The following is an 18,361-nucleotide window of genomic DNA, read 5'->3' on the forward strand; positions in this document are numbered from 1 at the left end:
GGGCCGCCCCAGCGGCAGCCCACCACCCACCCGAACCGAATCACCAGCCACTGCCCACGAGCAGCCAACCCCAAAAACCAACAGGCTCCAGGGCAAAGATGCCGGCACACGGACAGCTACCGTGCGGATTCATCCACCGGAGCGCGGGCTTACGTGCGCCCTGAACTACCGGGGCGCGGGCTTGCGTGCGCCCTCAACGACACGGCGCGGGCTTACATGCGCCCTCAACCACACGGCGCGGGCTTACGTGCGCCCTCAACCACACGGCGCGGGCTTACGTGCGCCCTCAACCACACGGCGCGGGCTTACGTGCGCCCTGAACCACCGCGGACACCCCGGAAACGGCTGAGCGTGCGGACTTCAGTCGAGACTGAAATCCACACGCTCAGCTAGTGCAACCAGCTCAGTGCGCCATCGCCGGGGGCGCGTCCGGGTCCACGTCGAGCGGGCCGGTGCGGAAGAGCACCGCCGCCACGATCGCGGCCAGCAGGAAGAAGCCGGCCGACCACCAGAACACGGTGTGGTAGCTCTCCAACTGGGCCTGCAGGGCGAGCTGCGCGGTCGGCTCCTTGCCCACCATGTAGTCGCTGGCCGCGGAGGCGGCGAACGAGCTGAGCACCGCCGTGCCGATCGAGCCGCCGATCTGCTGGACCGTGTTGATCATCGCGGAGGCGACGCCGGCGTCGCTGTGCTCGACGCCCGAGGTGGCGGCGTTCTGCGTGGGCGCGAAGACCAGGCCCAGGCCGAGACCGATGATGATCAGGCCGGGAAGGACGCCCGAGACGTACGTCGAGTCGAGCTCGAGCTGGGTCAGGAAGACCATGCCGACGGTGGCGATCAGCGCGCCGGCCGGGACCAGCGGGCGCGGGCCGATCTTCGGGGTGAGGATCGTGCCGGCCGTGGTGGCGGTGAGCATGACCGAGCCGAGCATCGGCAGGAACGCCAGACCGGTCTGAACCGGGGTGAACTGCAGGATCGCGGTCAGGTAGTAGGTCAGGAACAGGAAGATGCCGAACATGCCGGCGCCGGCGATCGCGATCGAGGCGTAGGAGCCGCCCCGGTTGCGGTCGAGGATGACGCGCATCGGCAGCAGCGGGTGCTCGACCCGGCGCTCGATCAGCACGAAGATCACGAGGATGACCAGGCCGGCCACGATCGGGCCGAGGGTCATGACGTCGGTCCAGCCGTCGGTCTCGGCGTTCGCGAGGCCGTAGACCAGGGCGACGAGACCGGCGACCGCGGTGATCATGCCCGGGATGTCGATCCTGCCGTGGGCCGGGATCGGCTCGTCCTTCAGCTTCACGAACGCGCCGATCACGGCGATGGCGGCGATCACCAGGTTGACGTAGAGGCACCAGCGCCAGGAGACGTACTCGGTGAGCACGCCACCGAGCAGCAGGCCGATGCCGCCGCCGGCGCCGGAGATGGCGCCGAAGATGCCGAACGCCTTGCCGCGCTCGATCGGCTCGGTGAACGTGGTGGAGAGCAGCGACAGCGCCGCCGGGGCGAGCGCCGCGCCGAACGCGCCCTGCAGCGCGCGAGCGAAGATCAGCACTTCCAGGTTCTGCGCGGCGCCGCCGAGGGCGGAGGCGAGCGCGAAGCCGATCAGGCCGATGACGAACATCCGCTTGCGGCCGAAGAAGTCGGAGAGCCGCCCGCCGAGCAGCAGCAGGCTGCCGAAGGCGAGCGCGTAACCGGTGACCACCCACTGGCGGCCGGCGTCGTCGAAGCCGAGGTCGGCCTGCGCGGTGGGCAGCGCGATGTTCACGATCGTGGCGTCGAGCACCACCATGAGCTGCGCGAGGGCCAGCACCACGAGCGCCCACCAGCGCCCGGATGACGCCTGCTCCTCACGTCCGGACGGACGTGGTCGATCAGTAAGCGTGCTCATCGCAGCCTTTCAAGAAGTTGAGGTTCATCCTCCACTTCGGCAGGCTAGCAGCGGAAGTTGAGGGATTGCCTCCACTTTCTTGTAGGCTTCGACACATGGACACCGAGGTGCGGCCGTTGCGACGAGACGCGCAGCGCAACCGGGAGCGGATCATCGAGGCCGCCCACGAGGTCTTCGCGACCCGTGGCTTCGCCGCCACGCTCGACGACGTGGCGCATCACGCGGGCGTCGGGGTGGGCACCGTCTACCGGCGGTTCCCCACCAAGGAGGCACTTGTCGAGGCGGTCTTCACGGACCGGCTGGAAGACATGGTGAGCCTCGCCGAGGACGCCCTGGCCGCGCCGAGCGCGTGGGACGGGTTGGTGACGTTCCTGCACCGCGCGGCCCGGATGCACGCGGCCGACCGCGGGTTGCGTGACGCCGCGCTGACCATGAACCAGCACCACTTCGCCCAGGTCGGCGAGCACATGCTTCCGCTGATCCAGCAGATCCTGGACCGGGCGCACGCCGAGGGCACGCTCCGGCCGGACGTCGGGATCCACGACTTCCCGATCATCATGGCGATGGTCACCGAGCTGGCGCAGAACAGCACGGCCTGCCGGCCCCAGCTCTACGAGCGCTATCTGACGCTGATCGTGGACGGCCTGCGGGCCCGGCCGGGCAACGGCGATCTAGGGCCGCAGCTGACCGACGACGACGTCCAGGCCGTCATGCGGGCATGCGTGCCCCCACTGAAAAGCCGCTGAACTCAAGAGCCGCCGAACTCAAGAGCCGCCGGGAGAGCCGCCGAGGACCTTCCAGCGAGCGAGGTTGTGCTTGGCGTCGACCAGCGCGTCGTGCCGGCCGGCCATCTCCGGCAGCTTCGGGCGGCCCTGGTCGTCCCACCGCTGCCGCAGGTCCTTGGTGAACCGCGGAATCTCCCGGGGCAGGGCCGGCATCGCGCCCCAGAGCTGCGCGAGCGCCACGTGGTCGTACGCCGCGTACCAGGCCCAGAGCTCCATCTGCTCGGAGCGGCCCCGGATCGGCTCCATCAGGAACTCGTAGAGGTCGTCCCGGATCCGCTCCCGGCTGCGCCACGCCTTGTCGGACGGTGACGGCAGCTTGTCGAGCACGTTGCGGCGCACCCAGGGCACGGCGCGCGAGTCGTCGAACTCGGTGCTGATCGCGTAGAACTCGCGGCCGAACTCGTCGACGACACCGATCGAGACCAGGTCGACGGTCCGCCCGTCCTCGATGAACTCGCAGTCGTAAAAATATCGGTAGACCATCGTCGAACATTTTGACTCATTGTCATCCGGGCATGGCGTCCAGGGCCTCCCGAGCGGCCCCCAACCCCTGCGGACACCCCTGCCGGGCCGCCCGGTCGGCCTGCACCGCCCAGCGCAGCCGCAGCAGCACCGGCAACGCCGCGTCCAGTTCGTCGCGGCGCACCGGCCCGGCCGCCAGGTAGGCCTCCAGCATCTCCCCGGCGCTGTCCGGCCCGCCGGTGGAGGCCACCGCGGCGGCCACGTCGTACACGGCCGGTCCGATGCCGCAGGCGCCGCAGTGCAGCAACCCGGACCGCCCGGTCGCCGGGTCGAGCACGAAGACGTCGGCGGCCGGGTCGCCGTGCAGCATCCCGTAGGTCAGCTGGTCGGTCACGGTGAGCCGGGTCGCGGCGGCGACCGCCGCGGAGACCGCGCCACGGAGCCAGGGCTCCGCGTCCAGATGAGGCGCGTCGGGGTCGGGCAACTGCCACGGGCGCAGGCCGGGGTGACGAAAACCCTGAAGTGCCTTGTGTACGACCCCGAGCCGCTCCCCCCACCACTGCTGATCGACCGGATCCCGGCCGTCCAGGGGCCGCCCCGGCAGCCGCCGCTGCACGCCGAGCGCGCCCTGCTCGGTCTCCACGGTCAACGCCCCGGCGAGCGTGCGGATCGGCTCACCGGCGTCGATCCGGCGTCCGCGCAGGTGCTCGGCCGCCATCAGCCCGGCCTCCATCGGCGCCCGCGCGCCGCTCTCGGCGAGCCGTGCGACATAGCGCCCGTCCGGCGTGGTGATCTCCCAGCCACGGGACATCAGAGCGACGGGCTGCTCGGTGATCTCCGAGGGAACGAGGTGCCACTGGTCGCGCAACGTCGATCGAAGGATTTCATCATCCGGCACTGCGGGATTATCTCGGCACAAGCGACAGAAGCGACGGACAGCGAGGGTGACAATCACGGAAGGCGATGGGAGGTTTACAGAAAGCTACCCAAGGGACATGATCGTACGGGAGTGAGCTTCGATGTCCGACAGAGAGATGGCGTTCGGGGCCCGCTTCATGCTAAGAGTGATCGTTCGCGTCGTGGGGCCGGCGCCGGCCGGGTCGACGCGTCCCCACCGGGGGAGGGATTAGCGCCGTGGATCATCGTTTGCCGGATTCCGGCGACGCGCTCACCGGCGTGGAAATGTTTGCGGGGCTGGAGCCGGACGTTCGGCAGCGCGTCATCGCCACCGCCGTTCCGCGTCACTACCGCAAGGGTCAGATCCTTTTCGTCGAGCACGACCCCGGCGACTCTCTGATCATCATGAAACGGGGCGCCGTCGCGGTCTTCCGCACCGCACCGACCGGCGAGCGTGCCGTGCTCACCGTGGTCCGACCACCCGACGTGCTCGGCGAGGTCTCGCTGCTGGACGCCTCGACCCGCAGCGCGTCCGCCGAGGCGATCGAGGACTCGCAGGCGCTCTCGCTGTCCCGGGCCGCGTTCATGGACCTGGTGCACTCCAACCCGCGCATCCTGGACGCCGTGATGCGCTCGGTCGGCGGCCTGATCCGGCGGCTCACCGAGCAGAACGCCGACCACGTCTTCCTCGACCTGCCCGGCCGGGTCGCCAAGACCCTGGTCCGGCTCTCCGGCGAGAGCCAGGCGCCGATGATCACCATTGAGCTCAACCAGAGCCAGCTCGCCGAGATGGCCGGCGGCTCCCGGCAGAGCGTCAACCAGGCGATCGGCTCGTTCGCCAATCGCGGCTGGCTGCGCACCGAGGGCCGCCGCATCGTGGTGACCGACGTGCAGGCCCTCAAGCGCCGCGCCGGAATGAATTGAGATGCCGGGCGGCGGCCGCCCGGCATCGGCGGATGCTAGGCCGCCACCGGCGTCTTGAGGCTGGACGCGTAGACGTCGACGTACTCGCGGCCGGACAGGACCATCAGCTCGTACATGATCTCGTCGGTGATCGAGCGCTCGACGAAGCGGTCGCCGCGGCTCTCCGCGTAGCGGGAGAAGTCGAGCGGCGCTCCGATCCGGATCCGGACCCGCTTCACCGACGGGATCAGCGTGCCGGTCGGCTGGATCTCGTCGGTGTTCAGCAGCGCCACCGGCACCACCGGGGCGCCACTCTCCAGGGCGAGCCGGGCCACGCCGGTCTTACCCCGATAGAGCCGCCCATCCGGCGAACGGGTGCCCTCCGGGTAGATGCCGGCGATGTTGCCCTCCCGCAGCACCCGCAGCAGCGTGTCCAGGGCCGCCTGGGCCGCCTCGCCACCCGAACGGTCCACCGGGATCGTCCCCGCGCCGACGAAGAACATCCGGGAGAACCACCCCTTGATCCCCTTGCCGGTGAAGTATTCGGCCTTGGCGACGAAGGTCACTTTCCGGCGCATGATCAGCGGGGTAAAGATCGAGTCGGAGAACGAGAGATGATTACAGGCCAGGATCACCGGACCGGTCCGGGGAACGTTCTCCAGGCCTTCCACCTTCGGGCGGAAGACAAGTCTCAGCAACGGTCCGAGGACCACCAACTTCAGCAGCCAGTAGAACACTGACGTCCTTTCCGCGGATGCCACCGGCGTCCCGGGGCGAACAGAAGCGTACGAAGCGGGGCGGCGCGCCACAACGCACTCCCGCAACAGGCGCATGCCGTGTCACCATTCAAGGCACGGTCGGCAAGGGGGTGCATCGGTGACAACGGGTGGCGCCCGTCGGGGGCGACGCGACAACGGGCTCGACGCGGCAGATTATGCCGTCGCGGGTGACGTGGATCCGCGGGTGGGCGAGCATCTGCTCGACGTGCTGGCCGCCGGCGGCATCGCGGCGTACCTTCAGCCCACGGCGGATCTGAACCCGATCCTGCGGGCCACGACCCTGCCGGCCCGTCCGATCGACCGGCTCTACGTGGACCGTACCCGCCTGGAGACCGCTCGCGAGCACCTGCAGAAGGTGACCGGCGGAGCGCTCCCGACGCCTCCCTCGGCGCCCGCGGCGGACACCCGGCCGCAGGCCGAGGTGGACGCCGAGTGGGAAAAGATCATCGCCGGCTTCCACACCCTGGACGACAGCGCCTCCTCGCCCTGGCCGGAAGCGGAGAGCGTGGGCCCGGTGGACCCGCCGCAGCCGTCCGGCCGGCCGGTCGGTGAGGACGGCCGGCCGCTGAACCGGCGGCGCACCGACCCGCCGCCGGAGGAGCAGTCGCTGCTCTACGGGCTCGACACGTTCGGCGCCGATGTGCCGGAGTCCGGCGACGAGGAGGACGAGCGGTACATCCCGCCGCCTCCCCCGCCCCTGCCGCACATCTCGAAGTACGCGGTGATGGGCCTGGTCAGCATCGTGATCGGCTTCGTGCTCTTCCTCTTCCCGCAACTGATCCCGCTCAACAAGACGTATGTGACGCTGATCGGCTTCGCCGGGATCGTCGGCGGCGCGGTGACGCTGGTGTGGCGGCTGCGCTCCGGTGATGACGACGACGAGTTCGACGACGGCGCCGTGGTCTGACCACTGAGATGTAACTCATCACATAGATGATCGTTGGTGTTATGACGGTAACCTACGGTGATGCGCCAGAGTTCGCTCGTCGTTGTGGCCAACCGTCTGCCGCTGGATGACAATGCCGCCCCGGAGGGCGCGTGCGAATGGCGCCGTAGTCCGGGCGGGCTGGCCGGCGCCCTGCACGCGATCCTGGAGCAGGCACCCGCCACCTGGGTCGGCTGGGCCGGCGGGGTGGGCCCGGCCCCACCGGTGACGGACATCGGTGGCCTGCGGTTACGGCCCGTGTCGCTGAGCGGGGACGAGCTGCGCGGCTACTACGAAGGGTTCGCGAACTCGACGCTCTGGCCGCTCTACCACGACGCGGTGCAACAGCCGGTGTTCGACCGGAACTGGTGGGAGACGTACCGCAGCGTCAACGCCCGGTTCGCCGAGGCCGCGGCCGAGGTCGCCGAGCGCGGTGGCGTGGTCTGGGTGCAGGACTATCACCTGCAACTGGTGCCGCAGATGCTCCGCGAGCTGCGCCCCGATCTGCTGATCGGCTTCTTCATGCACGTGCCGTTCCCGCCGCCCGAGCTCTACATGCAGCTCCCCCGCCGGGTCGAGCTGCTGCGCGGGATGCTCGGCGCCGACCTGGTCGGCTTCCAGCGCGAGCAGGCCGCGCACAACGTCGCCCAGCTCGCCACGAAACTGCTCGGCGCGCAGGCCACCGACGACGCGATCACCGTGGACGGACGGACCGTACGCACCGGCGCGTTCCCGGTCTCCATCGACGTCGCCGAGATGCGGGCCCTGGCCAGCCGCCCGGACGTGCTGCGCCAGTCCAAGCAGGTGCGGCACGACCTCGGGCAGCCGAAACGGGTGCTGCTCAGCGTGGACCGGCTCGACTACACCAAGGGGATCGAGCACCGGCTCACCGCGTACAGCGAGTTGCTGCGCGACGGGCACGTCAAGGTCCGGGACACCGTGATGGTGCAGGTGGCCGTGCCCAGCCGGGAACGGGTGGAGAGCTATCAGGACCTGCGGGACCGGATCGAGGGCGAGGTGGGCCGGATCAACGGCGAGTTCGGCCGGGTCGGCGAGCCCGCGATCCACTACCTCAACCAGCCGTTCGCCCGCTCCCAGCTGGCCGCCCTCTACCGGACCGCGGACGTCATGGTGGTGACCCCGCTGCGGGACGGGATGAACCTGGTCGCCAAGGAGTTCGTGGCGGCCCGCGAGGACGGCGGCGGCGCGCTGGTGCTCAGCGAGTTCGCCGGGGCGGCCGCGGAGCTTCCGCAGGCGTTCCTGGTGAACCCGCACGACGTCGACGGGCTCAAGGACACCCTGGTGCAGGCGATGTCCGCCGACCCGGCCGATCTGGCGGCCCGGATGACAGCGATGCGCGCCCACCTGGCCGGGCACGACATCCTCTGCTGGGCGCGGGCCTACCTGACCGCTTTGGATCACACGGGCAACCTCGCCGAGCGGCTGGCCGGCGACCGCGCGGCGGCGGCGTCAGTGGCCTGGCACCGGTAACGACTTCTCCAGCCAGTCCAGGATCGCGTCGATCGGCTCGGCCCAGCCCTCCCCGGCCATCAGGTCGTGACCCATGCCGGGGAAGAGCAGCGGCGCGCCGCCGTACCGGGCCGCCGCGCGATCCAGGGCCGGCCGCTTGACGACGTGATCGTCCGGGCTGCCGGCGACCAGGATCGGTGGCGCGCCCACCGGATCGGGCAGCTCGGGGCCCCGGGGCCGGGGGAGCCGGGGGAACAGGCGCGGGGCGGCGAGGACCGCGGCACGAGCCGGATAGCGGCCCAGGGCGCGTGCCACCGTCAGAGCGCCGAGGCCGTGCCCGATCAGCACGGTCTGCCGGGGCATCGAGGCGGCCACCTGGACCGCGTCGTGGACGAGCGCCCGCAGGTCGCCGCCGGGGCGCGGGGTCACCGCGTACGCGGGAAAGCCGCGACCGGCGGCGTGCCCCAGCCAGTGCTCGGCGAAGACCGCGGCGGTGTGCCCGCGGCCGGGGACGAACAGCAGCGGCGGCTGACCGGTGTCCTCCTCGGGCAGGCGGGAGACGACCTCCCGCTCGGCCGGCGGCACCGGGTCCGTCCAGTCGGCGAAGCGCAGCAGGCTCATCGGACGGGCTCCATCCGCTCCAGCAGGCTCTCCACGGACCGCAGGTAATCGACGTGGTCCACCTCGAACCAGTGCCGCTGGGTCGGCACCACCCGGCGCCGCGACCAGCTGTCCAGCGGGCGGGTGGACTCCTTCTGCTGCACCACGGCGGCCCGGTCCGGGTCGGTGACGCGCAGCCGCAACCAGCGGGCCACCGCCACGCTCTGCCAGTGCGCGAGCGGGAAGACCCCGGAGTCCGGCTGCAGCAGGCCGACCACCGCGAGGGTCGGGTGCTTGCGGGCGAACGCGTGCAGGTGCAGGTCGGGCCGGCCGTGCTCGTCGACGTCGAGCAGTTCGGGGGCGAGGAAGTCGAAACGCGGCCGGTACCCGGTCGCGGTGATCACCAGGTCCGGCTCGATCCGGCCGCCACCGGCCAGCACCACGCCGTCGTCGTCGTACCGCTCCACATCCGGCACCGGCTCGATCCGGCCGTGTCCCAGGTAGTACGGGAGCTGGCTGTTGACGATCGGATGCGTCTCGTACGGCCGGTGGTCGGGCTCGGGCAGGCCGTACCGGGTGAGGTCGCCGATGGTCAGCCGCACGGTCCGGCGGTAGAGCCACTGCCGCAGCCGCAACGGCACGCGCATCCGCAGCAGACGGTCGTTGACCTGGTCGGCGGGGCGTCCGAACAGGTACTTCGGCGCGTACCAGTAGCCCCGGCGGGTGGAGTGCCAGACGCGTGCCGCGTGCTGTGCCGCCTCGACCGCGATGTCGCAGCCGGTGTTGCCGCCGCCGATCACCAGGACCTTGCGGCCGCGCAGCCGGGACGGGTCCTTGTACGCCCGGGCGTGCATCACCTGTCCGCGGAACTCCCCCGGGATCTCCGGGGTGAGCGGCGACCAGTTGTGGCCGTTGGCGACCACGATCGCGGCGTAGCGCTGCACCCGGGACGACTCACCCACACCGGTGGACCGGATGGTGACGTCCCACTTGCCGTCACCGGCCGGCACGGCGGAGGTGACCTCCATGCCGAACCAGATGTCCTGCTCCAGATCGAAGTGCTTCGCGTACCGCTCCAGGTACTCGAGGACCTGGCTGTGGTGGGGGTAGTCGGGCCAGCTGTCCGGCATCGGGAAGTCGGGGAACTCGGTGAGCGGCCGGGAGGAGATCAGATGGGTTCCGGCATAGACCGGGCTGCGGTCGTGACGCCAGTTCCAGGCGCCGCCGACGGAGGTCTCGCGCTCGTAGCAGTCGACGGCGAAGCCCAGCTCACGCAGGTTCTTGACGGCGGCCAGGCCGCTGGCGCCGGCGCCGACGACACAGACGGCGTCGCCACGGTCGCCCGGCTCGGGGGTGTCGTGCACCCGGCGATCCTCGCAGAGCCCGGGCTCACGCGGAAGGGAGTCGGAGATCCGCGACTATCGGTAAATGATCACTCGCCCGACGTGCTTGCGCGGAGTTGATGATCTCGTAACGCTCGATCGAGATGTCCGGCGAGACGAAGAGGCCGTCGATACGCCGCTGCGGCAGCACCGCCGGAAATGTCGGGACATCGCGGTCGTCGCCGGTGAGCCCGTCCGCCACCATCCGCCAGGCGCTGCCGCCCGGCCCCTCGTTCAGGTCGGCCGCCATGATCACCGGTTCCGGCATGTCCACGACCTCGGATTTCCACCGGGCGGCCTGCGCCGGCCGCTCCGCCGGATCCGTCGCCAGGTGCGACCCCGTAACGACGAAGCGCGCGGCGCCCCGCACCGACGCCTCAGCGAAGACCGCCCCGCGCATGTGCCGCCCCGGAGTCAGCGGGTACCGCAGGCACCACGTGCGATGCACCGCCACCCGGAGGCTGACCAGCAGCAGGTTGCCCAGCGCCGGCAGCCCTCCGGCGGCCACCACCATGCCGGCGTCGCCGGCCAGCGAGGCGCAGCGGTCCCGCCACCGGAACCGGCGCGGCGCCTCCTGCACCACCAGGACGTCCGGGGCCAGCTCGCGGATCAGGCCGACCAGAGCCGGCCGGTCGTCCCGCATGCCGTGCACGTTGTAGCTGACCACCCGCAGTGGGACCCCGGACATCCGCTCAGGCCCGGCGCGCCAGGTCCGCGGCGCCGACCACGCCTGCCGCGTTGCCCATCTCGGCGGCGCGCACCTCGGCCACCGCGAACCGGTTGCGCTGGGCGAGCTGGTCCCGGTACGTCCGCTCGGCCGGGCCCATCAGCAGTGGACCGGCGTCGATCACGCCACCGCCGATCACCATGATCTGCGGGTCGAGGCTCTGCGCCAGGTCCGCGAGAGCCACCCCGAGCCAGTAGCCCACCTGCGCGAACGCGTCCATCGCGACACCGTCGCCGGACCGGGCCGCCTCGGTGATCTGGCGGCCGGTGATGGCGAGGGCGTCACCCCCGGCGAGCTCCAGCAACCCCGCGGCGCGCTCCGGCTCCTGCCGCGCGCCGGCCCGGGCGAACCGGACCAGGGCGTTGCCCGACGCGTACTGCTCCAGGCAGCCGAGCCGGCCGCAGCCGCACGGGTGCCCGTCCGGAACCGACTGGATGTGGCCCAGCTCGGCGGCGATGCCGTTGGCGCCCCGCCAGAGCTTGCCGTTGACCACGATGGCGCCACCGATGCCGGTGCCCACCGTGATCATCACCATCGAGTCGTCGGCGTGCTCCGCGACACCGAAGCGGAACTCGGCCCAGCCCGCGACGTTCGCGTCGTTCTCCAGCACGGTCGGCAGGCCGACCGCTTTCGACACGTAGTCGCGCAGCGGCTCGTCACGCCAGGCCAGGTTCGGCGCGAACAACACTGTCGAACCGGCGGCGTCGATCCACGCGGCGGCGCCGATGCCGATCGCGGTCGCGTCCGGGTACTGCGCCGCCAGCTCCGCGGCGACCTCGACGATCGTGTCCCGGGTGGCGGCCGGGTCCTCCGCCGGCGTCGGCCGGCGGTTCGACGCGAGCACGTTGCCCAACTCGTCGACAACGCCACCGGCGACCTTTGTCCCGCCGACGTCGATTCCGATGGTCAGCGTCACGCTGCCCGTCCCCTCTGCAAACAGTTCACACCGCGTCGCCTCACCGGGCGTCGTCGCCCGGACCGGCGCCGTCGCGGTCCTCGGGCGCCGCAGCGCCCCGCACATGATCCACGCTACGGTGCCGGGCCGCGCCGTCTGCCCCGGCCTCCGCTTCTGCTGCCCTTTCACCCTCGCCCGCGCTGTGTTCCCGGGCGATGGCCGCGGCCTCGGAGGCCGCTTCCGCCGCCGCCGCGGCCTCGGTCTGTGCGACGGCGGCGGCCCAGACATCCCCGGTACGGGTCCGGGTGCCGCCCACCCCTCCATGGTCCGGTGTCCCACCCCACGGAGTCCGGGATTCCCGTTCCCGGGCCGCGCGCTCCCGGGCCGCCGTGGCCGCCGCGACCGCTCGGGCCACCGCTTCCTCAGCCGCCGCCGCCCGCGCCCTGGCCGCCGCCGCTGCCTCCCGCGCGCTCTCCGCTGTGGCCGCCGCCCACGGATCGCCGCCGTCCGGCCCGGCCGCCGCCGAACTCTCGTCCGCCCCGGCCGCCGCCCAACCCTCGTCCGCCCCGGCCGCCCACCGGCCGTCGCCGGGCCCGGCAGCCGGCTCCCCGCCGCGGGTCGCGGACGCCCACACCCCGTCCGGGTTCGCCGGGCGCTCCGACGACCGCTGAGCGGGCGGCGGTTTCGGTCGCTGCTCGGTCAGCGACGAGAACGCGCGCATCAGCCCGGCCACCCCGGTCGCGATCTCACCGGCGCTCGTGGCCAGCCGCTCCGCGGTCTCCGGGCTCGGGTCACGCAGCGCGGCGATCGCCCGGCAGATCGGGCAGACGCAGCACTCGGCGCTCCCGGTCGACCAGCCACGGGAGGAGTGCAGGAAACCGGCGACCGTCTCGCCGAGGAACTTCAGGGGATCCGCGTCACCCGTACCCGGCGAATCGCCGAAGGCTCGGGAAGCGCTCGCCGCGGCACCCAGGCCGCCCGCCGCGGCCCGCGCGAGGAACGCCACCACCAGCCGCTCGGCCTCATCGCGTGCGGAACCGGCCATCTGCGCTCCCCTCGTCGCCCGCGCGGCTCAGGCCGCCGGCGAGCTCTCGACCCGGCGCTTCAGCTCCTTCAGCGCCGTGTCCATGATCACCTTCTCCGCTTTGCGGCGGAACATCCCCAGCATCCCGATCGCGAGATCCACCGCCAGCGAGTACGTCACAGTGGTCGTCCCGTCCGCGCCCTCGACCAGGTCGTAGGAACCGTCCTGGGAGCGCTGCGTCTTCGACGGCTCGACCAGGTGCCACTCGATCCGGGAGAGATCGTCGGCGTACGCGTACTCCAGGGTGTATTCGTCGGTCAGGACCGTCGCGTCGATCTGGAAGCGGACCTGGGCGGCATAACCGTCCTCGTACGCCTCCACGACCTCGGCCTTTTTGATCGACTCGGCCCACTCCGGGTAGCGCGGGAAGTCGCAGATCACCGCGGCCACGCGGGCCAGCGGCGCATGGATCTGAATCGTCTGCGTCGAGGTGTCGGCCATGCTGGGAGGCTACTCGCTGGGTACGACGAAGCACGCGACCGGGCCGCGACGGATGGGCGATGTCGGCGGGTCCCGATACCATCCGTTCCGTGCCAGCCCCAGCCAATGGACCCGCGCGCCTGCGCCCGGCCGAAGCCGCCGCGCGTGTCGTCATGCTCGCGCTGGTCGCCGTCCTGACCCTGACCGCCACCGAGGATCCGAAACAGCTGCTCTGGATCGTCCTGCTCGCGGTCGCCGCGGCGCCCGCGTTCCTGGTCCGGCATCACATCTGGTCGCCCGCCGGGCGGCTCGCCGAGGTGGTGATCACCAGTTTGGCGGCCGGTTTCGTGGCCTCCTCGGCGGACACCGTCGGGCGGGTCAACGCCGGGTTCGGCGCCGAGGCGATCCTGCCGTACCTCGCGGTGCCGCTGCTCACCGCGGCGCTGCACCGCCGCTCGACCGAGGGGCCGGTGCTGCTCGGCGTCGCGGCGGTCACCATGGTGATCGGCGGGGGCGTCTCCGGTTCGCTCGGCGAGCCGGGTTACCTGGCGGCCTGCGGGCAGTGGCTGGTGCTCGGCGCGATCGTGACGTTCGCGGCCGAGACGATGCGCCAGCTGCTCCAGCCACCCGAGCCCACCCCCCAGCCGTACGCGGAGGCCACCCGCCTGCTCACCCAGCTGCGCAGCGTGGCCCGCTCGCTGCCGGGCGCGACGCTCGACCCCGGCGGCATCTCCGAGCACCTTCTGGAGGAGCTGCGCGCGGTCGCCCCCGGCCACCGGGCGGCGGTCCTGTCGGCGAGCGGCGGCGGCCGGCTCGTGGTGCTCGCGCAGAGCGGCGCGGAGCGGGTCGACTGGGAGGTCACGCTCGACGCCGACTCGGCGATCGCGGACGCGTGGGCCACCCAGCAGCCGCAGACCGCGAGCCGCTCGCAGGCGCGCACGCATTCCGGCGGTGAGGCGTCGTCGCTCGTCGTGCCACTGGTCGCCGGGGTCCGGACGATCGGGCTGGTGATTCTCGAGACGGATGCCGCGGGGGCGTACCCATCGCCGGTCGTGCAAGCGGTGACCGAGGTGACCGGCCCGGCCGCGCTGCGGCTGGAAGCCGCCCTGCTCTTCGACGACGTGCGCTCGCTCGCCACCAACGAGGAACGCCAGCGGCTGGCCCGGGAGATCCACGACGGGGTCGCCCAGGAGCTGGTGATGGTCGGCTACGGCATCGACAACGCGCAGGCCACCCTGCCGGAGGGCGCCGACGAGACGGCCGAGGAGCTGCGCACGCTGCGCGGCGAGGTGACCCGGGTGATCACCGAGCTGCGGCTGAGCCTGTTCGAGCTGCGCAGCGAGGTGGACCGCAACGGCGGCCTGGCCGCGGCCATCGCGGAGTACGCGCGGACCCTGGGCACCAGCGCCGGCCTGCGGGTGCACTTCACGTTCGACGAGTCGACCGCCCGGCTGCCTGCCGCGACCGAGGCGGAGCTGCTGCGGATCGCCCAGGAGGCGATCACCAATGCCCGCAAGCACGCGGGCGCGTCGAATCTCTGGGTCACCTGCACTGTCGACCCGCCGTACGCGGAAATCGAAGTGTCCGATGATGGCAAGGGCTTCGCCGACGAGCGGCCGGACGGCCGTTACGGCCTTACCATCATGGCCGAGCGTGCTGAACGCATCCGGGGACGTCTCAAGATCACGCCGCGACACCCCAGCGGGACAACCGTCGCCGTAGTGCTCGGAACGCCACCTCGGCGCGATAGCGTGCGGGAGAGTGTTTCCGCTCCAGAAGGGGAGTAACCCGACCATGACCACTCCTGCGCCGACTGGGCGCACCAAGGTCCTGCTAGTCGACGACCACGACCTGATCCGCAAAGGGCTGCGACACGCATTCGAGCGCGACCGGCAGTTCGAGGTCGTCGGCGAGGCGGCGACCGCGGCGGAGGCGGTGCGCCAGGCCGGCGCCCTGCAGCCGGACGTCGTGATCATGGACCTGCGCCTGCCCGACGGCAGTGGCCTGGAGGCCACCCGCGCGCTGCGCAAGAACAACTCGAACATGGGCATCGTGGTCCTGACCATGTACGCGGGCGACGACCAGCTCTTCGGCGCCCTCGAGGCCGGTGCCAGCGCGTTCGTGCCGAAGACCGCGCCCGCCGACGAGGTCGTGGCGGCCGCCCGGCACGCCGCGTCCGCGCCCAGCGCGTTCACGGCGGCCGACCTGGCCGAGGCGATGAAGCGCCGGCTCGCGCCGTCCGGCCCGCAGCTCTCTCCGCGTGAGGGTCAGGTGCTCCGCCTGCTCGCCGACGGCATGAGCGTGGCCGGGATCGCGAAGCAGCTCTTCGTCTCCGAGTCGACAGCGAAGACCCACATCTCGAAGCTCTACGAGAAGCTGGGTGCGGCCAACCGGGCGCAGGCGCTGATGACCGCACTCCGGCTGGGCCTCCTCGAAGCCCCCGATGCCCCGAAATTTTAGTCCATCTCAGACATTTTCGGCGTTTCGCGGCTTTAGCCTTCGGACCGCCAGATAGGCCTCGCAGCCCAGGCACAGCCCGAAAGCCGCGTTGAGGAATGCCGCGAGCAGCCCGAACGCGGCAGCGACGAGCCCCCGTGTCTCCGCGTCCCCGAGATATCCCCCCGCGGAGACGCTCAGGAAGGTGAACCCGACGAGCTGGGCGAAGCGGACCGGCGCCGCCGGCTCCGGTTCGGCGGGCGGACCGATCCGCGGCAGGATCAGCGCGCGGAAGATCAACGAGTACGGCCCGCGCCTCGGGTCGTAAGCGGTGATCGCGAAGACCAGGGCCTGCGCGAGCGCGAGCCAGCCCGAGCCGGTGATCAGCACGAGCGCGACGACGACGGTGGTGACAGCGGCGGCGAAACGCTGGCCGCGAGGATCTAGTCCGTTATTCACCTAGGGATAGTAGGACTTTCCGGAGCAGCGCGTTGAGCTGGATCAACTCGTCCTTGCTCAGGGCGCTCATCACCCGCTTGTCCCGCTCGATTCCTTCGAAGATGTACCGGTTCCACATCTCCCGCCCCCTCTGGGTGGGCCGGACGATCACCCGCCGCCGATCCGCGCCGTCCACCTCCCGCGTGATCAGCTCCGCCTCGGCCAGTCGATCGAGGCGACTGGTCATCGCCGCCCTGGTCACGTTCGCCGCCTCGGCGAGCTGGGCCGGGGCGGCCTCGGTCGGCCATGGCTGCACCATCAGCGCGTGCAGGGTCTTGTAGTCCTGCAGCGTGAAGTCCTCGCTCCCGGCGAACGCCGCGACGTCCTCGCGCCGGAGCCACCGCTGGATGTGGATCATCCGGATCAGCGCCCCCTCGACCTCGGGCTCAAAGGCCGGCTCGTCCTTCCAGAACGTCGACCAGCGGTCGACGTGCTGATCCACGCTGTCTCGGTCCACCCTTTGATGTTGCCACAGATCTTATTATTCGATTGCTAATAGTTAGACGGTGAACTACTTTCGTCGGCATGACACGTGACTTCCGGCTGCTCGCCACCGGGCAGGCTCTCTCCTGGCTCGGCAACGGCTTCCAAACGGTCGCCCTCGTCGTCGCCGTGGTCACCACCGGCGGCGCCCGCGACCTGGGCCTGGTGATGGCCTGCTCGGTGACGACGCTGCTGATCTGCACCCTCTTCGGCGGCGTCTGGGCGGACCGCCTCCAGCCGCAGCGCGTAATGGTCTGGTCGGACCTGATCCGGTTCGCCGCCACCGCAGGCATCGCGCTGATGTTCACCGGGAGCTACCACCTCGGCCTGCTCTGCGCGCTCACCGTCGTCTCCGCCGCCGCCGGCAGCTTCTTCTCCCCCGCGATGACCGCGCTCAAGCCGCTGCTCGTCCCGGCCGGCCGCCGCCAATCCGCGAACGCCACGCTGAGCATGCTGCAGACCGGGTGCGGCATCGCGGGCCCCACGCTCGGCGGGATCACGGTCGCCGCCTTCGGCGCGCCGGCGGGCTTCGCGGTCAACGCGGTCAGCTTCCTCTTGTCGCTGGTCGCGGCCACGATGATTTCGGTACGGGCGTCGCGCGGCCCCCGCCGGTCCATGCTCAGCGACCTGTCCGCCGGCTGGCGCGAGATCCGCAGCCGCGACTGGCTGATCGGCGGCCTGCTCGGTGCCACCGTCTACCACATCGCGAACGGCATGATCCTGGTCCTCGTCCAGGTCGTCGCGTTCGAGCGGCTGGGCGGCGCACACGCGATCGGCCTGATCGCCGCCGCCGAAGGACTGGGCGGTTTCCTCGGCGCCGCGCTCGCGATGCGCCTGCGCCCGCATCGGCTGCTCCGGGCCGGCTGGCTGGCGCTGCTGCTGATGCCGGTGTGGGCGTTCGCGTACGTGTGGCCCGGCGTCCTGTGGGCCGTCCTCGCCGGCGCCGTGATCGGCTACGCGGGCCTGCTCTTCTACGACGTGGCGTGGGAGACCGCCATCCAGGACAACGTCCCGCACCAGATGCTCGGCCGGGTCGCGTCCTGGGACTACGTGGCATCCTTCATGGCGATGCCGATCGGGAACGCGCTGGCCGGGCCGCTGTCCGAGCGCTTCGGCATCGATCAGGTGCTGACGTGGTGCGCGGCGGTGCTCTTCGTGGCGGGCGCCTCGCAGCTGCTGATCCCCGGAGCCCGCAACCTCACCCGGGCCGGCCACACCCCCACCCCGGAGCCGGTCCCCGCCTGACCAGCCGTCCGTTACCCGCGTGTGGATTTCCGGCGCGGACCGCACCCCAACTCAACACGCGCCGCTCGCCGCGCCCCAACTCAACACGCGCCGCTCGCCGCTCAACACGCGCCGCTCGCCACGCCCCAACTCAACAGCGCCGCTCGCCGCTCAACACGCGCCGCTCGCCGCTCGCCACTCGGCGCTCGCCACTCGGCGCTCGCCGCTCACCGCTCACCGCTCGCCACTCGCCGCTCCCAGCGCCCGGTCCGCGCGCCGAAGCCGAGCCGTAGCCCACGCAGCTTCCCGCCCGCGTTTACAAGCCTGAGCTACGGCCGAGCGACCCGAGCCGTAGCCCACGCAGCTTCCCGGCCGCGTTTACAAGCCTGAGCTACGGCCGAGCAACCCGAGCCGTAGCTGTGAGTATGTTTCTTGTCTTCGGTGTTCGGGTTGACTCGAGCCGTAGCTGGCGCTGGTGCCTTGCGTGGGAACTGTCGCCT

Annotated in this window: 19 protein-coding genes; 7 read left to right on the forward strand and 12 right to left on the reverse strand. The window is 71.3% G+C overall.

The annotated features are described in order from the left end of the window. Positions 1–403 precede the first annotated feature (403 nt). Positions 404–1,891 carry a DHA2 family efflux MFS transporter permease subunit gene (locus AB0F72_RS41360; protein WP_360444517.1) on the reverse strand — a complete coding sequence of 496 codons (1,488 nt, stop codon included), beginning with the start codon at positions 1,889–1,891 and terminating at the stop codon, positions 404–406. Positions 1,892–1,986: 95 nt separating this feature from the next. Here AB0F72_RS41360 and AB0F72_RS41365 point away from each other — a divergent pair, with 95 nt between their 5' ends. Then, on the forward strand, positions 1,987–2,637 hold the full coding sequence (locus tag AB0F72_RS41365; protein WP_360444520.1) for a helix-turn-helix domain-containing protein: 651 nt from the start codon (positions 1,987–1,989) through the stop codon (positions 2,635–2,637). An 18-nt stretch (positions 2,638–2,655) separates the two neighbouring features. Here AB0F72_RS41365 and AB0F72_RS41370 read toward each other — a convergent pair whose 3' ends face one another. Both AB0F72_RS41370 and AB0F72_RS41375 read right to left on the reverse strand, forming a co-directional pair. Then, complete coding sequence (locus tag AB0F72_RS41370; RefSeq protein ID WP_360444523.1) at positions 2,656–3,159, reverse strand: polyadenylate-specific 3'-exoribonuclease AS; 504 nt, start codon at positions 3,157–3,159, stop codon at positions 2,656–2,658. A gap of 22 nt (positions 3,160–3,181) precedes the next feature. Further along, positions 3,182–4,036 carry a phosphotransferase gene (locus AB0F72_RS41375; protein ID WP_360444526.1) on the reverse strand — a complete coding sequence of 285 codons (855 nt, stop codon included), beginning with the start codon at positions 4,034–4,036 and terminating at the stop codon, positions 3,182–3,184. Positions 4,037–4,272: 236 nt separating this feature from the next. Between AB0F72_RS41375 and AB0F72_RS41380 the strand changes: the two genes are divergently transcribed. Beyond that, positions 4,273–4,959, forward strand: coding sequence for a Crp/Fnr family transcriptional regulator (locus tag AB0F72_RS41380; RefSeq protein WP_014441566.1), 687 nt, complete (start codon positions 4,273–4,275; stop codon positions 4,957–4,959). A gap of 35 nt (positions 4,960–4,994) precedes the next feature. Here AB0F72_RS41380 and AB0F72_RS41385 read toward each other — a convergent pair whose 3' ends face one another. Further along, on the reverse strand, positions 4,995–5,675 hold the full coding sequence (locus tag AB0F72_RS41385) for a lysophospholipid acyltransferase family protein (RefSeq protein ID WP_360444530.1): 681 nt from the start codon (positions 5,673–5,675) through the stop codon (positions 4,995–4,997). Positions 5,676–5,814: 139 nt separating this feature from the next. Here AB0F72_RS41385 and AB0F72_RS41390 point away from each other — a divergent pair, with 139 nt between their 5' ends. Together AB0F72_RS41390 and AB0F72_RS41395 are read left to right on the forward strand one after the other, a co-directional pair. Continuing rightward, entirely contained in the window at positions 5,815–6,624 is an 810-nt protein-coding gene (locus AB0F72_RS41390; protein WP_360444533.1) for a DUF308 domain-containing protein, read from the forward strand. A gap of 60 nt (positions 6,625–6,684) precedes the next feature. Further along, a complete protein-coding gene (locus AB0F72_RS41395; RefSeq protein WP_360444536.1) occupies positions 6,685–8,133 on the forward strand; it encodes a trehalose-6-phosphate synthase in 1,449 nt (482 codons plus the stop codon). On the opposite strand, the gene AB0F72_RS41400 is transcribed toward AB0F72_RS41395, so the two are convergent. Genes AB0F72_RS41400 through AB0F72_RS41425 form a run of 6 tightly spaced genes read right to left on the reverse strand, consistent with a single transcriptional unit; the run spans position 8,113 to position 13,241 of the window. Continuing rightward, on the reverse strand, positions 8,113–8,733 hold the full coding sequence (locus AB0F72_RS41400; protein WP_360444539.1) for an alpha/beta hydrolase: 621 nt from the start codon (positions 8,731–8,733) through the stop codon (positions 8,113–8,115). The two genes, AB0F72_RS41395 and AB0F72_RS41400, sit on opposite strands and share 21 nt — an antisense overlap. After that, positions 8,730–10,076 carry an NAD(P)-binding domain-containing protein gene (locus AB0F72_RS41405; protein WP_360444542.1) on the reverse strand — a complete coding sequence of 449 codons (1,347 nt, stop codon included), beginning with the start codon at positions 10,074–10,076 and terminating at the stop codon, positions 8,730–8,732. Before AB0F72_RS41405 ends, AB0F72_RS41400 begins: the two co-directional genes overlap by 4 nt. 25 nt (positions 10,077–10,101) lie before the next feature. Then, on the reverse strand, positions 10,102–10,782 hold the full coding sequence (locus AB0F72_RS41410; RefSeq protein WP_360444545.1) for an endonuclease/exonuclease/phosphatase family protein: 681 nt from the start codon (positions 10,780–10,782) through the stop codon (positions 10,102–10,104). Between the two features lie 4 nt (positions 10,783–10,786). Further along, positions 10,787–11,737 carry an ROK family glucokinase gene (locus AB0F72_RS41415; protein WP_360444548.1) on the reverse strand — a complete coding sequence of 317 codons (951 nt, stop codon included), beginning with the start codon at positions 11,735–11,737 and terminating at the stop codon, positions 10,787–10,789. A gap of 40 nt (positions 11,738–11,777) precedes the next feature. After that, positions 11,778–12,761 carry a hypothetical protein gene (locus AB0F72_RS41420; protein WP_360444566.1) on the reverse strand — a complete coding sequence of 328 codons (984 nt, stop codon included), beginning with the start codon at positions 12,759–12,761 and terminating at the stop codon, positions 11,778–11,780. Between the two features lie 27 nt (positions 12,762–12,788). Beyond that, complete coding sequence (locus AB0F72_RS41425; protein ID WP_360444550.1) at positions 12,789–13,241, reverse strand: SRPBCC family protein; 453 nt, start codon at positions 13,239–13,241, stop codon at positions 12,789–12,791. Between the two features lie 152 nt (positions 13,242–13,393). On the opposite strand from AB0F72_RS41425, the gene AB0F72_RS41430 reads away from it, so the two are divergent. Both AB0F72_RS41430 and AB0F72_RS41435 read left to right on the forward strand, forming a co-directional pair. Next, the gene (locus AB0F72_RS41430) at positions 13,394–15,007 is read left to right on the forward strand and encodes a GAF domain-containing sensor histidine kinase (protein ID WP_360444563.1); all 1,614 of its coding nucleotides are present in this window, start codon (positions 13,394–13,396) and stop codon (positions 15,005–15,007) included. A gap of 7 nt (positions 15,008–15,014) precedes the next feature. After that, on the forward strand, positions 15,015–15,680 hold the full coding sequence (locus AB0F72_RS41435; RefSeq protein ID WP_014441555.1) for a response regulator transcription factor: 666 nt from the start codon (positions 15,015–15,017) through the stop codon (positions 15,678–15,680). Positions 15,681–15,686: 6 nt separating this feature from the next. Here AB0F72_RS41435 and AB0F72_RS41440 read toward each other — a convergent pair whose 3' ends face one another. Together AB0F72_RS41440 and AB0F72_RS41445 are read right to left on the reverse strand one after the other, a co-directional pair. Beyond that, a complete protein-coding gene (locus AB0F72_RS41440; protein ID WP_360444554.1) occupies positions 15,687–16,115 on the reverse strand; it encodes a DUF4395 domain-containing protein in 429 nt (142 codons plus the stop codon). Next, positions 16,108–16,611, reverse strand: coding sequence for a MarR family transcriptional regulator (locus AB0F72_RS41445; RefSeq protein ID WP_360444557.1), 504 nt, complete (start codon positions 16,609–16,611; stop codon positions 16,108–16,110). The genes AB0F72_RS41440 and AB0F72_RS41445 overlap by 8 nt, the downstream gene beginning before the upstream one ends. 68 nt (positions 16,612–16,679) lie before the next feature. Here AB0F72_RS41445 and AB0F72_RS41450 point away from each other — a divergent pair, with 68 nt between their 5' ends. Beyond that, positions 16,680–17,882: an MFS transporter gene (locus AB0F72_RS41450; RefSeq protein ID WP_360444560.1), complete on the forward strand. Its 1,203-nt coding sequence runs from the start codon at positions 16,680–16,682 to the stop codon at positions 17,880–17,882. Positions 17,883–18,361: the final 479 nt, after the last annotated feature.

This window comes from Actinoplanes sp. NPDC023936, from assembly GCF_040639325.1.
Lineage (GTDB): Bacteria > Actinomycetota > Actinomycetes > Mycobacteriales > Micromonosporaceae > Actinoplanes.